The organism is Pseudomonas protegens (assembly GCF_013407925.2).
In the GTDB taxonomy this organism is placed as follows: Bacteria; Pseudomonadota; Gammaproteobacteria; order Pseudomonadales; family Pseudomonadaceae; genus Aquipseudomonas; species Aquipseudomonas fluorescens_AP.
This window is the reverse complement of record NZ_CP060201.1, coordinates 1,128,661-1,142,366: the sequence shown is the minus strand read 5'-3', so window position 1 is coordinate 1,142,366 and position 13,706 is coordinate 1,128,661. Positions and strand designations below refer to the sequence as shown.

Genomic DNA, 13,706 nt, shown 5'->3' with positions numbered 1-13,706 from the left:
CCTTGTTCTGCTTTGTCCAGCGTCGCGTGAATAAGGAAGTCGACGAGATGGCACGCATAACGGATAAGGAATTCAATGCGGCTTTGCCGGTGATGCAAAAGCTGTTGTGGGCTGATCCCCAGGACAGAGAGCGCTTGCAGGGGCATGGACTTAACCTGATTCCTGTGAATTTCTATTCGAACACGCCTTCGATCGCCGAGACATTCAACTCCTACGAATACAGCGAAGCAGAGCCGCCGTATTTGCACTGTGGACTATTCGACCAGGACAAATTGCGTGCAGAGCTGGCTGAGCTGATTCGATATGGGATCGACTTCACCCCGGCGCAGACCGGAGATATGGATAGCGCGCGTTCGTACTTCTGGAAAAACGGTCAATTCACAGGCAGTGATGCCATGGCCTACTACGCCTATATACGGCGAATCCGCCCGAGGAACATTGTCGAGATCGGCAGTGGTTTTTCTTCGCTGATTGCCCTGGAGGCATTGGCCAGGAATGCGGGCGGACGCTTGCATTGCATCGAGCCCTTTCCACGGCCGTTCATTACTGCGCTGGCGGCCGAAGGGGCGCTTGAGTTGCAGGCGCGGCCGGCTCAGGAACTGATGGTCGAATGCCTGAATTCCATTCTGCAAGATGGCGATATCCTGTTTATCGACTCCACGCACACGGTCAAGACCGGCAGCGATTGCCTGCATATCTACTTGCGCCTGCTACCGAAGATAACCAAGAAAATATTTGTTCATGTCCATGACGTGTTTCTTCCCTTTGCCCTTCCGCAGCGCTGGGTGATTGATCATCAGATCTATTGGACGGAGCAGTATCTTCTGTTGGCCTTATTGATTGATAACCCGCGTACGCAACTGTTGTATGGCAGTGCCTATCACAAACACTTCAATGACGACCTGTTGACCGAACTCATGTATGGCCGCTCCGTCAGTGGCGGCGCCAGCTTCTGGTTTGAGTTTGATGGGCGCAAAGAAGGCGCATAGCGCCATCTGGTGATTCCTGACTGGCCGCTGGTGCGATCTTGAAGATTCCACCGGTGTTCCATCGCGGTTAAGCTCTCGCGTTTTTTCGACCAGGGACGGAGTACCGATGGCGCTGACCAGTAATATCTGCGCTTATGACAAGCGCTGGCCTGCGGCCTTCAGTGCCGAGCAGGCGCGGATTATCCAGGGCTTCGGTGCCGAGCTGATGGATATTCATCATGTGGGCAGCACCGCTGTGCCCGGTCTGGCGGCCAAGCCGGAAATCGATCTGTTGCTGGTGGTCGTGGAGCACCGGGATGAGGCGGCGCGCAATGCCTTCATGGCGACCCTGGGTTATGTCCGAGGCAGCAATCTGTCCCCGGGGCATCACTTTTACCGCCGCGATGTCGAGGGCGTGCGCACCCATAAAGTGCATGTCTGCAGCTGTGGACATGGGCAGATCGGGCGCATGCTGGGTTTTCGCGATCTGCTGCGGCAAGACAGTGATCTGCGCCAGCAATACCAGGATCTGAAGCTGGGACTTGAAGCCAGCAATCGCGGCGGGATTGGCGAGTATCTCGCGCAAAAGGCTCCCTTCATCGATGCGGTGATGGCCCGCCAGGGCTAGATCGCCGCGCGCAACTCTCGGGGCGACAGACCGTAGTGCTTGCGAAAGCGCACGGCAAAGCGGGAGGCCGAGGCGTAGCCGCTGGCGGCGGCGATTTCGCCGATCGGGCGTGGCGTGGTTTGCAGCCATTGCAGGGCCATGCCCAGCCTGACGTTTTCGAGAATGTTGCTGAAGCTGTCGTTCTCGTTCGCCAGCTGGCGGCGCAAGGTCGAAGCCCCGAGGTTCAGGCGCTCGGCGACGCAGGCGACGGTCCAGTCCCGCGCCGGGTTGCTCATGAGGAGTTGCTGCACCCGTTCGCACAGCGGGTCGTGACGGTCCAGCAGCAAAGGGCCGGCCCAGCCGCCAAGGGCCAGGGCCAGCAACACCGCCTCGCCGTAGTGGTTGCGCAGGGCATCCGGCGCATCGCTGGCGATGCATTGCAGGAGGTGGTCCCAGGCCAGGGCCGTGTGTCGCTCCAGGGGGATGCACAGGTCCGCGCCGCTGCGTCCGGGGCGGGCGACGATCTGCGGCTGGTAGCGCAGGCTGAAGGCGCGCAAGGCCGGGGCGGGAAAGGTCACGACATCGGCAATGTAGTGACCCTGCGGCCCTGGAGCGTTGCTGATGCCCACTTCGCGCCCGGCCGGCAGCAGGATCAGGTGCTGGCCGCCCACGCGCATTTCGCGGTCGTCCCAGGCCATGCGTTTTTCGCCCTGGCGCACCCGGCACAGGGCGCTGACGAAAATCGGTACTCGTTGCAGGGCGTGGGCTTGCCTGGCACGGATGACACAGGCGTCGATGCGGCTTTGGTGATGCTGCAGGCTGGCCGGTGCGTTCATCGTCAGCGTCCGTAGGTGGCGGTCAGTGTGGCCTTGGCCAGGGCATTGGCGTTGAGCATGTAGCCCACCATCGCCCCGCTGGCCTGGGCGTCGAGGGGCAGTTTATCCACCTTCAGCGCCCAGACGGTGAACTGGTAGCGATGAGGTTTGTCGCCCGGTGGCGGGCAAGCGCCGCCAAAGCCGGGTTGGCCGTAGTCGGTGCGTCCCTGGACGGCTCCCGGCGGTAGCTGTTCGCCACTGGGGCTGCCGGCGCCCCTGGGCAGGCCCTGGGTGGTGCTGGGGAGGTTGACCAGGGTCCAGTGCCACCAGCCGCTGCCGGTGGGAGCGTCCGGATCATAGACGGTGACGGCAAAGCTGCGGGTGCCCGGCGGGGCATTTTTCCACGACAGTTCAGGTGAGGTGTTGTCTCCTTCGCAGCCGAAGCCGCGGAACACTTCCCGCTGACTCAAGGGCTGGCCATCGCGGATGTCGTGACTGCTGACGCTGAACTGGGCGGCGTGGGCGCCAAGGCTCAGGCTCAAGCAAAGTGCACTAAGAAGAAGTCGGTTGTTCATGGCGGGCGCGTCCGGCGGGTGGGGATGAAAGGCCAGTCTAGGGGCGGGCGGATCCGGGTGCTGTGCCGTGGCGCTCGTGGATTGTGCCGAAACGCTCGCTGGCTCGACGAGGCGGCCGTCATGCTCCCAGATGCTCCTGCAGCAGCCGGGCAAATGCATCCCGCGGCTTGTGTCGCTGTACGTCCTGATGCCAGACGAAGCGGTTGTCCACCGGTAGCAGGTCACTGAAGCGCTGGATGTTCAGGGTCGCCGACTGTGAATAGCGTTCCAGCACGCCTTGCGGAATCAGCGAGACGCCGGCGCCGACACTGACGCAGCCGATGATGGTGCCCCAACTGGCGTACCCGGTAATGGGCAGGTTCAGGCCGTGCCTGGCCAACCAGTTTTCCAGGGCGCGGCGATAGGGGCAGCCCTGCGGCCACATGAACAGGTGCTGCCCTTGCAGATCGCTGGCGCTGTGGATCGGAGCGCTGCCAGCACTGGAAATCAGCACCAGGGGCTCGTGGTAGAGCACCGTCTGCTTGAGCCAGGGTGGCAGGGTGTCGATGGCCACCAGGGCGCCGTCGATGCGCTGGTGTTGCAGCTCCGTAAAGAGCTGCGACCAGGTGCCGGTCACCAGCTCCACGCTTACTTGGGGGTAGCGTCGGTGGTATTGCGCCAGCAGCGGTGGCAGGCGCCCGCCCGCGCAGGACTCGATGGCGCCCAGGCGCAGCACGCCGCTGGGCTCCGCCTGGTCGTCCACCGCGCGCTTGGCTTCATCGACCAGGGCCAGAATACGTTCGCTGTAGCCGAGGAATACTTCTCCTGCGGTGCTGATCTTCAGGCCGCGCCCGACCCGGTTGAACAGCGGGGTGCCGAGTTCGCTTTCCAGCTGCTTGAGGCGGTTGGTGATGTTGGAGGGCACGCAATGCAGTTGCTCGGCGGCGCGGGCAATGCTGCCGGTGCGGGCCACGGCGTTCAGCATTTTCAGTTGGCTCAGCTCCATTGCTCGGCTCCATTGCTCATTTCCAGTGAGGAATGGCCTCAGTATCGGTTAGTTGTGGTGAGTTGGGGAGGGCGAGAGACTGGGTTTCCTCTCTCTGTCTGGGCGCTGTGCCGTGAAACATTCACCTGGATTCAAGCTGTTGCTGGCTACCGCTGCGGTAATTCTGTGCTGGGCCTATTCGCCGGTGGGCATTCATATAGGCCTTGAGGGCTACAGTCCCGGGCATCTGGCGCTGTTGCGTTTCCTGGTTGCCTCGCTGTTGATGGCCGCGATGGCCGTGGTGCTGAAAATATCCCTGCCGTGTTGGCGTGATCTGCCCTGGCTGCTGGTGCTGGGGTTCTTTGCCATCGCCCTGCACCACGTCAGCCTCAATTATGGTCAGCAAGGCTTGAGCGCCGGCGCGTCCAGCGTGCTGGCGCAGACGGCGCCGCTATTTGGCACGCTGATCGCGTTCTTCTGGCTCAAGGAAGCGGTCAGTGCCTGGCGCTGGGGCTGCGTGGTGCTGGGGTTGTTTGGCGCGGTGCTGGTGGTTGTGGCCGACAAGGGACTGGGGTCGATCGAGCCTCGCGGCTTGCTGGTGTTGCTGGCGGCTTTTTCCTGGGGGCTGTACTTCGTCTTGCAGCGGCGTTTGTCCGGGCGTTACGGGGTGCTGACCACGGTGTGCTACATGGTCTGGGGCGGCACCCTGCTGTTGTTGGTGTATGCGCCCGGATTGACCCGGGAGGTCGTCCAGGCGCCGTGGCGGGTGAATCTGGCGGTGCTGTTGCTGGGGCTGTTTCCCAGTGCGCTGGCGTATCTGGCCTGGGCTTATGTGCTGGCGCAGGTGGAGGTCAGTCGGGCATCGATGGCCATGTACCTGATACCGCCCGTGGCGATGCTGCTGGCGGCAACCGTGCTGGGGGAGGTGGTGCAATCGGCCGTGCTGCTGGGGGCGGCGGTGGTGCTGGGTAGTGTGATGGCGATGCAGTTGGAGGGGCGCTGGCGGCAATGGCGTCTCGGGCGAGCGCCGATCCTGCCTGGGCTGAAGCGGGGCGGGCGGGTGAAGCTGGGGGACTCGTGAGGTGCAACGCCCCGTCAGGCAGGGGCGTTGCGCTCGGGGATCAGCCTTTTTTCTTGAACAGCCGGCCGACGAATGCGGCCAGGGCGAGGACGCCGATGACAATGAACTTCTTGCCGGCCAGGAGCAGTACCCCGAGCTTGGCAAACAGCCCGGCCTTGCTGGCCAGGCCACCGGCCACCAGCGCGGCCAGGCCGTAGGATGCCAGCTTGTCGGTGCTTGGGTTGTAGTCGGCATAGCGGTTGCCGTCGGTGAAGTTGGTGAAGGCCAGCACTTTGGGGATCTCGCGCTTGATGGTGGCCAGGTCGTCCATGGAGGCGACTGCATTGAGTTCCAGCACACCTTCGCGACCCAGCACGCGGATGCTGTAGTTCAGGGTGTTGCTCTCGGCGCCTTCGGCCTTGAGCTCGCGGGCCCAGTACATTTTGTGGGTCTGGGCGTCATAGCTGGGCTGCTCGGCCCAGCCCAGCAGGTGGATGGCGCCATAGCCCTGTTCCTTGCGCTGCTTGTTGTCTTGCTCGTCGGCTTCCTGCATTTGCTTGAGCAGGTCCTGATAGTCGATCTTCGCCGCGTCGTCGTCGGAGATGTGGCCATCATTCTTGTAGCTGATGATCACGCCCCAGCCTTCGGCGGACAGCGGGCTGACCGCGCTGGGCACGATCATGCCCAGGGTGGTGAAGCCGGGCGGGTTGCCCCAGCCTTCGGTGAGCAGCTTCTCGGTGTCCTTGGGGTTGAGGTAGTAAAACTCCTGGCTCAGATCGAGGCTGGCGATATCCCCGGGCAGCTTGACCTGACCATGGCGTGGCGAAAGCGAGGCGAGAAACTGTTCGGCAGTCTGGGGTTCGCTGTCCGGGCTTTGGCTCGGTGCGGCGGCGCAGGCAAAGAGTGGCGTGGCGCAGAGGACGGCCATCGCCAGAAGGAGGCGCAGGTACTTCATCGTATTCCCTTACAAATTGTGACAAGTCGGCGGGGAGGATAGCGATGAGCGCCCGGGGGCTCAATGAGACGTTTCTATTTATTTCAATGCAAGGGCGAAGAGGGCGCCGGTGACGGCGCCCTCTTCGCTGTGGGGGCGGTGGAGGCGCGTTCAGTCGACGCTCAGATAGAGCACGCGCAGGCGGTGTCCGTCTGGATCGAGGGCCAGCAGGGTGTAGCCGAAATCCATCTGGGTGGGGGGCTGGGCGATGGTCAGGCCCAGGCCTTGCCAGTGGCGATGCAGGTCGTCCACGGCTTCGCGGCTGCCCAAGGCCCAGCCCAGTTCGCCACCACCGCCGGTCGCCTGGGGACTGGGTTCGACCGTGTGGCGCGACCACAGGCCGAGTTTGATCCCCGAGTCGAGGATGAACAGCGCGAAGCTGGGGGATGATTCCACCGGTGGCTTGTCCAGCAGGCGGCTGTAGAACTGCGCGCTGATGGCCGGGCTGTCCACATAAAGCAGAAAGTAGGTGTTGCTGGTCATGACGACTCCAAGGGGCTGTGTGCTGTGGGCACAAGCTTATGTGCCGGGTCTGTCAGATCCTGTCAGGAGTCGTGAATGAACAAAGAGGCCTGTTTGTCGGGTTCGATAAGCAGGCCTCTTTCGATTGATTTGTTGCGGGGCTCAAGGCTTGGACAAGGCCTGGTCTACCGCTGCTATCAGCTTTCCCAGATCCTTAGGGGTGGCTTTGTGAATGACACCGAACAAATAAGCCCGCTGTTCCTCTTCATCGCCCAGATCGGCGAAGAAGGCTTTCAGCTTCACTCCCAGTACTTCGGCTAGCAGAAATAGAGCTTCAACGCTGGGGGTGTAGGTGCCGGTTTCGAAGCGGCTGATGGTTTTTGGGTCAAAACCGGTTTTTTCACCTAGTTCAGCCTGAGTAAGCCCCGCTACCTTTCGATAACGCTTGATGGCTGCACCCAAACTTGAAATTTGCATCGCTCAATTCCCATTTAGAATCAAGAACTTAACGATAAATATTGGCATTAGACAACACCATGGTTCATCACCTTGCTTTGCAAAATGTGATGCATTTCGTAGAATCGGCGCTTCGGACAGGTATTTGGTGATCTAGTTTCAGCAGGCAGGTTTATGAAACAAGAAATCATTGCATTTCCCTTGTTCACCTAAACCGAGGGCTTGGCAGAGGCTCGAACGTCTCGTAAATCCCGCCAACGCTCCGTCCGCCGTCCCCACCTGACGCCTTATCTGATCCTAGTTGATCCTCGTCGAATCGACGGTCATCTGCCGCGCAAACCGCTGTACGGCTGCAATCAGGGCGAACCTTCCGATTGAGTCGTACCGCCAGGAAAGTACATCGCGAATCAGCCTGCTGCCGAACTACCGGCACGGTTGATCGCAGGCTGTCTATGGAGTTCTAAAGTGCGTCTCAATTTGCCGGTCAACTCTGTTGAGCAGACCTTTCCCGACCAGCAGCGGCTCATATCCGCCACCGATACCAGCAGCCATATCACCTATTGCAATGCCGAGTTCGCTGCGATGAGCGGTTTCAGCCAGGCCGAGCTGATCGGCAGCACCCATAACCTGGTGCGCCACCCGGACATGCCGGCGGCGGTGTTCGAGTCGATGTGGCGGTATCTGAAGGCCGGCCAGAGCTGGATGGGGGTGGTGAAGAACCGCTGCAAGAACGGCAATTTCTATTGGGTCAGCGCCTATGTCACGCCGATTCTCGAAGACGGGCGACTGGTGGGCTACGAGTCGGTCCGGGTCAAGCCGACGCGGGAGCAGGTCAGTCGCGCCGAAGTCTTGTATGCCCGCATGCGCGCCAACAAGTCGCCGGTCAGCGCTTGGCGTCGACTGGAGGCCGCAGCCCGGCCATTGCTGTTGCCGGCGGCGCTGGCCGTGGCGTGCCTGGGCGCGTTTAACTGGTTGCCGACGCTGGCGGCCCAGGGCCTGACCGTCGCCGGTTTTGTTGCCGTCGGATTGTCGGCCCAGCGTCGTTTGCGACAGCAGCTCAAGCACATTGTCAGCAGCACCCCGCATACCTTCGCCGATCCGATCTGCGCCTTGGCCTACAGCGAAGCGCTGGGGCCGGCGGGGCAATTGCAGATGATCCTGATCAGTGAGGAGGCGCGGCTGAAAACTGCCCTGACGCGCCTCAGCGATCTGGCCCGGCAGATGGCCACGGCGGCCGCCGACTCCAGCCAGCTGTCCAGCCGCACCGAGACGGCCCTGCTGGAGCAGCGAGCCGAGACCGACATGACGGCCGCCGCCATGACCCAGATGGCCGCCTCGATCACCGAGGTTGCCGAGCACGTGCAGCACACCGCCAGCGAGGCTCACACCGCCAACCTCCTGGCCCGGGAGGGCAGTCAGGTGGCGGGTTCTTCCCGGGACGCCATCCAGTTGCTGGCCCGCACGGTGACCCAGATCAACCAGGCGGTGGGCGACCTGGCCGGGCAGACTCAGGACATCATGGTGGCGGCGAGCATGATCCAGGCGATTGCCGACCAGACCAACCTGCTGGCCCTGAACGCCGCCATCGAAGCCGCCCGGGCCGGCGAGCAGGGACGCGGGTTCGCCGTGGTTGCCGATGAAGTGCGGGCCCTGGCGGGCAAGACCCGGCAGTCGACCCAGCAGATCCAGGGCATCATCCAGAGCCTGCGCGCCGGTGCCGACGAGGCGGTGCAGATCGCCAATCTCGGCATCGAAGAAGCGGAGCAAGGGGTGCAACAGGTGTTGCAGGCGCAACAGGCGTTGCATGGCATCGGCGCCGCGGTGGAGCGCATCACCGACATGAGCCAGCAGATGGCGGCAGCCTCCCAGGAGCAATCCCATGTGGCCGAGTCGGTGTCCGAACAGATCAACCGTGTGGCCGCCACGGTACAACGCACCGCCGATAACGCCAGCGCCGGGGTGCTTCGCGGCGCCGAGCTGGAAAACATCTCTTCCGGGCTGCGTGCCCTGGTCGAGCGGTTCAACCGCTAGCGACAGTGATCTCGACTCATGGATGAGAAATACCGCAGGGCCGTCGATGCCGCCGCCATCTTCTCCGAGACTGATCTCGGCGGCTGCATCACCTATGTCAACGACCTGTTCTGCCAGGTCTCGGGCTACAGCCGGGAAGAACTGATCGGGGCCAACCACCGGATGCTCAGTTCGGGGCTGCACCCGCCGGAGTTCTTCAGCGAGCTGTGGCAGACCATCTCCCAGGGCCGGGTGTGGAAGGGCGAGATCTGTAACCGGGCCAAGGATGGCAGCCTGTACTGGGTCGACAGCACCATGGTGCCCCTGATAGACCAGCGTTCCGGCAAGGTGATGCGCTACGTGTCGATTCGCTTCGATGTCAGCGAAAAGCGCCAGTTGCTGCATTCGCTGCAATGGCGGGTCGGGCATGACGTGCTCACCGGTCTGCCCAACCGGGCCTTTCTTTCCGACTTGCTGCATCAGGCCCTGGAGTTCTCTCGCAGCGAGGACATCCCCCTGGCGGTGTGCATGCTCGACCTCGACGGCTTCAAGGCCGTCAACGACGGCTACGGCCATGCCTGTGGCGATTTGCTGCTGGTGGAAGTGGCGGCGCGCCTGCGCTCGATCATTCGCGGTGAGGATGTGGTGGCGCGCCTGGCCGGCGACGAGTTCGTGCTGATCCTGCGCTATGTGCGGGACATGCTGGAACTGCGTGCGGCCCTGCAACGGGTGCTGGCCACCATCTCCCAGCCCTATTCGATCCAGGGCAAGGACATCAATGTCTTTGCCAGCATTGGCGTGACCCTGTTTCCCACCGATAACCACGACGCCGACACCCTGCTGCGCCATGCCGATCAGGCCATGTACGTGGCCAAGCAGAGCGGGCGCAACCGTTTCCATCTGTTCGACGTGTTGCGTGATCGTGAGGTCATGGTCACCTACCAGACCGTCGAGCAGGTGCGCCAGGCGCTGAACGCCGGTGAGTTGCAGCTGTACTTCCAGCCCAAGGTCAACCTGCGCAGCGGCGCGGTGCTGGGCTTCGAGGCGATGCTGCGTTGGCAGCACCCGCAACGGGGAATGCTTGGCTCCCACGAGTTTCTGCCGCAGGTGGAGGAAACCGACCTGATCGTCGACATCGGCGAATGGGTCATGGATCATGTGATGACTCGCCTGCAGGACTGGCAGGCGGCAGGCCATGGCTGGACGGTGAGCCTGAACGTCGCGGCCCGGCATTTCCAGCGCCCGGACTTTGTCGAGCGGCTCAAGGAGAGGCTCGAACGATACCCGCAGGTTTCCCCGGCGTTGCTGGAGCTGGAGATCGTCGAGTCGGTGGCCATCGAGAACATCCAGCGGGTCAGCGATTGTCTCGATGCCTGTCAGGCGCTGGGCGTGCAGTTCTCCCTGGGGCATTTCGGCACCGGGCATTCGTCCCTGAGTTACCTCAAGCGCCTGCGCACCCAGACCATCAAGATCGATCGTCTGTTTGTCCGCGACATGCTGCATGACCAGGATGATCAGGCGCTGATCCAGGCCCTGATAGGGCTGGCCCGGGCCTTTGGCCGGCAAGTGGTGGCCGAGGGCCTGGAAAGCCTGGCCCACGCAGAGCGCTTGATGGACCTGGGGTGCGAGGTGGCTCAGGGCGACTTCATCGCCGTGCCTATGCCGGCTGACGCGGTGCTGCAGTGGGTGTGCGCTTTCCAGCCACCGCAGGCATGGCGCCAGGGCGACGTTCAGGGCGCGGTGGCGTCGGAGGTGCTGGTGCTGGATGGCGGTTCGACGTAGCGCTGGACGATGGCGTCGATTTCGCCGGACATTTTCATCTGCAGCAGGGCGCGCAGAATGCGCCGGGCCGGCACTGTCGGGTCGTTACGCACGTAGCAGCCCACGGCCTGCTCCTGCAGCCGCGCGACGCGGTACAGCGGTTTGCCGGAGGCCTGGGTCTTGTTGAACCAGTCCAGGGTCCACTGGCTGGCGATTGCGTAGTGATAGCGCCCGACCTGGAGTTTTTGCAGAACCTGCTCCTCGTTGCGCGCATCGTCACGAATCAGCCGGGCACTGTCGAACAGCGGTTGCAGGGCGGTGTAGGTGTAGCTCAGCACGGTGCCGATGTGCTGCGTGGGCAAATCCTGAGGGTTGAGCGGTGCCGGATAGGGGCGGTCGCTCACCAGCAGGTTGCGTTGCACGAACAGAGGCACGCTCCACAGGTAGTCCCCTGACAGGTTCGGCAGCCAGGCCTGGGCGGCGAAGCAGCGGATGTCGACCTCGCCCTGATCCATGGCGTTCTGTACCCGGGCCCGGGCCAGGACGTGAAACTCGGCGCGGGTGTCCAGGTGTCGGGCCAGGCTGTTCATGGTGTCGTAAAGGATGCCGGCGGTGGGTTGCTCGCCCTCGATGTCGATGGTTGGCATGGCCCAGCTATCGGCTATGACAAAGCGTAAAGGCGCTTCGGCGGCTTCCAGACTGGCGCTCAACAGCAGTAGGGCGCCCCAAGTCAAACGCATACGCTCTCCCACGGTTCCAAACGGCCGAGCCATCCTTGGCAAAATGCAGTTTAGACAGATTAGACAAGCGCGCCGGATGCAATTTCGCCCTTGCTCCGCTAGCATTACCGGCTTCCGCTTTCCAGTTGCGACGGTTTTCGATGAGTTATCAGGTTCTTGCACGTAAATGGCGTCCGCGCTCGTTCCGCGAAATGGTCGGCCAGACCCATGTGCTCAAGGCTCTGATCAATGCCTTGGACAGCCAGCGGCTGCACCACGCCTATCTGTTTACCGGCACCCGCGGGGTGGGCAAGACCACCATCGCGCGGATCATTGCCAAATGCCTGAACTGTGAAACAGGCATCACTTCCACGCCGTGCGGCACCTGCTCGGTGTGCTGCGAGATCGATGAGGGGCGCTTCGTCGACCTGATCGAGATCGACGCCGCGAGCCGGACCAAGGTCGAGGACACCCGCGAACTGCTGGACAACGTGCAGTACGCACCGAGCCGCGGGCGCTTCAAGGTCTATCTGATCGACGAAGTGCACATGCTTTCCAGTCACTCGTTCAACGCCCTGCTCAAGACCCTCGAAGAGCCGCCGCCCTACGTCAAGTTCATCCTGGCGACCACCGACCCGCAGAAGCTGCCGGCGACCATTCTGTCGCGTTGCCTGCAGTTCTCCCTGAAAAACATGACCCCCGAGCGAGTGGTCGAGCACCTCAGCCATGTGCTGGGTGTGGAGAACGTGCCGTTCGAGGACGATGCGCTGTGGCTGCTGGGCCGCGCCGCCGATGGCTCGATGCGCGACGCCATGAGCCTGACCGACCAGGCCATCGCCTTCGGTGAGGGCAAGGTCATGGCCGCCGATGTGCGGGCCATGCTCGGCACTCTCGATCACGGCCAGGTCTACGACGTGCTGCATGCCTTGATCAACGGCGATGCCAAGGCGCTGCTGGAAGCGGTACGGCATCTGGCGGAGCAAGGCCCGGACTGGAACGGCGTGCTTTCGGAAATTCTCAACGTGCTGCACCGGGTAGCGATCGCCCAGGCCTTGCCGGAAGGCGTCGATAACGGGCATGGCGACCGCGATCGGGTGTTGGCCCTGGCCCAGGCGCTGCCGGCCGAAGACGTGCAGTTCTATTACCAGATGGGCCTGATCGGTCGCCGCGACCTGCCTTTGGCGCCGGACCCGCGCGGGGGCTTCGAGATGGTCCTGCTGCGGATGCTGGCCTTCCGCCCGGCGGATACGGCGGATGCGCCGAGACAGCCGCTAAAGCCAGTGGGGATCAACCAGGCCACAGTTGATTCCGCCCAAGCCGTGGCGGTACCCGCTCCTGCTGTGCCTGTGGCTGCCGTTGCTCCGATGGCCAGCGCGCCGGTTGCGGCTGGTGCGCCAACTCCTGCGCCAGTGGTCGCTGCCGCGCCTGTCGTGCCAGCGGTGGCCGAAGCGCTGGTGGTTGAACCAGAGTCGGTGGTCGTTGAAGAAGTGATCGACCTGCCCTGGAATGATCCGGTAGAACCGCCGGCCGAGCAGCAGGCGGCTGTGGAGCCGTTGCTGGACGTGGTGGCCGAACAGCCGGAGCTGACGCCGATGCCGACTCCCGCGCCGGACAGCGTGGTGCCGGACGCACCGGAGTGGGTCAGTGCGCCGGTGCCCGAGCCGAGTGTGGCCGAAGTCGATGCCGCCACGCCCGGAATCGACCTGGATGACGAGCCGCCGCTGGACGAGGACTACATCGAGCCGGACATGGATTCGGCCTACAGCTACCTCGACGAACTGGCCAGTGAACATGCTGCCGAACCGGCCCCGGAACCTGAGCCGGAGCCCGCCGCCAAGCCGGCCACCGGCCTGGCCCTGGAGTGGCTGGAACTGTTTCCGAAGCTGCCGATTTCCGGCATGACCGGTAGCATCGCCGCCAACTGCACCTTGATGGCTGTGGACGGCGACAATTGGCTGCTGCACCTGGACCCGGCCCACAGTGCCTTGTTCAACGCCACGCAGCAGCGTCGCCTCAACGATGCGTTGAACCAGTACCATGGCCGCACCCTGACCCTGGCCATCGAGCTGATCAAGCCCGAGCAGGAAACCCCAGCCCAGGCGGCTTCGCGGCGTCGCGCCGACCGTCAGCGCGAGGCGGAGGAGTCGATTCACGGCGATCCGTTCATCCAGCAGATGGTCCAGGAGTTCGGCGCACTGGTGCGCCACGATACTATTGAACCTGTCGAGGCCCCGGCCGCGCAGGGTTGATTGCTTAAAGGGCGCCGGGCCGCGGGCCGGGCGCTGTTTCCATCCCCGTACTTTGAGGTAATTCCC

At 63.1% G+C, this 13,706-nt stretch carries 13 protein-coding genes and 1 pseudogene; 7 read left to right on the top strand and 7 right to left on the bottom strand.

Annotation, left to right across the window (positions count from 1 at the left end):
- The first annotated feature begins 47 nt into the window (after window positions 1-47).
- Window positions 48-989: a class I SAM-dependent methyltransferase gene (locus GGI48_RS05320; RefSeq protein WP_179597360.1), complete on the top strand. Its 942-nt coding sequence runs from the start codon at window positions 48-50 to the stop codon at window positions 987-989.
- A gap of 106 nt (window positions 990-1,095) precedes the next feature.
- Window positions 1,096-1,596, top strand: a complete 501-nt coding sequence (locus GGI48_RS05315; protein ID WP_179597358.1) for a GrpB family protein — start codon at window positions 1,096-1,098, stop codon at window positions 1,594-1,596.
- Here the strand turns inward: GGI48_RS05315 and GGI48_RS05310 are convergent.
- The 3 genes from GGI48_RS05310 to GGI48_RS05300 form a co-directional block, all read right to left on the bottom strand.
- On the bottom strand, window positions 1,593-2,411 hold the full coding sequence (locus GGI48_RS05310) for a helix-turn-helix transcriptional regulator (protein ID WP_179597356.1): 819 nt from the start codon (window positions 2,409-2,411) through the stop codon (window positions 1,593-1,595). The two genes, GGI48_RS05315 and GGI48_RS05310, sit on opposite strands and share 4 nt — an antisense overlap.
- Window positions 2,412-2,413: 2 nt before the next feature.
- Entirely contained in the window at window positions 2,414-2,965 is a 552-nt protein-coding gene (locus GGI48_RS05305) for a kinase inhibitor (protein WP_179597354.1), read from the bottom strand.
- Between the two features lie 118 nt (window positions 2,966-3,083).
- Window positions 3,084-3,950: a LysR family transcriptional regulator gene (locus GGI48_RS05300; protein WP_179597352.1), complete on the bottom strand. Its 867-nt coding sequence runs from the start codon at window positions 3,948-3,950 to the stop codon at window positions 3,084-3,086.
- A gap of 112 nt (window positions 3,951-4,062) precedes the next feature.
- On the opposite strand from GGI48_RS05300, the gene GGI48_RS05295 reads away from it, so the two are divergent.
- Complete coding sequence (locus GGI48_RS05295; RefSeq protein ID WP_179597350.1) at window positions 4,063-5,010, top strand: DMT family transporter; 948 nt, start codon at window positions 4,063-4,065, stop codon at window positions 5,008-5,010.
- A 40-nt stretch (window positions 5,011-5,050) separates the two neighbouring features.
- Here GGI48_RS05295 and GGI48_RS05290 read toward each other — a convergent pair whose 3' ends face one another.
- The 3 genes from GGI48_RS05290 to GGI48_RS05280 all read right to left on the bottom strand — a co-directional run bounded on the left by GGI48_RS05290 (window position 5,051) and on the right by GGI48_RS05280 (window position 6,922).
- Window positions 5,051-5,944: a DUF2167 domain-containing protein gene (locus tag GGI48_RS05290; RefSeq protein ID WP_016966458.1), complete on the bottom strand. Its 894-nt coding sequence runs from the start codon at window positions 5,942-5,944 to the stop codon at window positions 5,051-5,053.
- Window positions 5,945-6,094: 150 nt separating this feature from the next.
- Complete coding sequence (locus tag GGI48_RS05285) at window positions 6,095-6,466, bottom strand: VOC family protein (protein WP_179597348.1); 372 nt, start codon at window positions 6,464-6,466, stop codon at window positions 6,095-6,097.
- Window positions 6,467-6,607: 141 nt separating this feature from the next.
- Entirely contained in the window at window positions 6,608-6,922 is a 315-nt protein-coding gene (locus GGI48_RS05280) for a helix-turn-helix domain-containing protein (RefSeq protein WP_011060220.1), read from the bottom strand.
- Window positions 6,923-7,366: 444 nt separating this feature from the next.
- Between GGI48_RS05280 and GGI48_RS31400 the strand changes: the two are divergent.
- The 3 genes and pseudogenes from GGI48_RS31400 to GGI48_RS05270 all read left to right on the top strand — a co-directional run.
- A pseudogene (locus tag GGI48_RS31400) lies at window positions 7,367-7,648 on the top strand (PAS domain-containing protein); the annotation flags it as partial.
- Window positions 7,649-7,846: 198 nt separating this feature from the next.
- Entirely contained in the window at window positions 7,847-8,932 is a 1,086-nt protein-coding gene (locus GGI48_RS05275; RefSeq protein ID WP_409565395.1) for a methyl-accepting chemotaxis protein, read from the top strand.
- Between the two features lie 18 nt (window positions 8,933-8,950).
- Window positions 8,951-10,693, top strand: coding sequence for a bifunctional diguanylate cyclase/phosphodiesterase (locus tag GGI48_RS05270; protein WP_179597344.1), 1,743 nt, complete (start codon window positions 8,951-8,953; stop codon window positions 10,691-10,693).
- Here GGI48_RS05270 and GGI48_RS05265 read toward each other — a convergent pair.
- The gene (locus GGI48_RS05265; protein ID WP_179597342.1) at window positions 10,642-11,412 is read right to left on the bottom strand and encodes a substrate-binding periplasmic protein; all 771 of its coding nucleotides are present in this window, start codon (window positions 11,410-11,412) and stop codon (window positions 10,642-10,644) included. The two genes, GGI48_RS05270 and GGI48_RS05265, sit on opposite strands and share 52 nt — an antisense overlap.
- A 140-nt stretch (window positions 11,413-11,552) precedes the next feature.
- Here GGI48_RS05265 and dnaX point away from each other — a divergent pair, with 140 nt between their 5' ends.
- Window positions 11,553-13,640 carry a DNA polymerase III subunit gamma/tau gene (gene dnaX, locus GGI48_RS05260; protein WP_179597340.1) on the top strand — a complete coding sequence of 696 codons (2,088 nt, stop codon included), beginning with the start codon at window positions 11,553-11,555 and terminating at the stop codon, window positions 13,638-13,640.
- The last annotated feature ends 66 nt before the right edge of the window (window positions 13,641-13,706 follow it).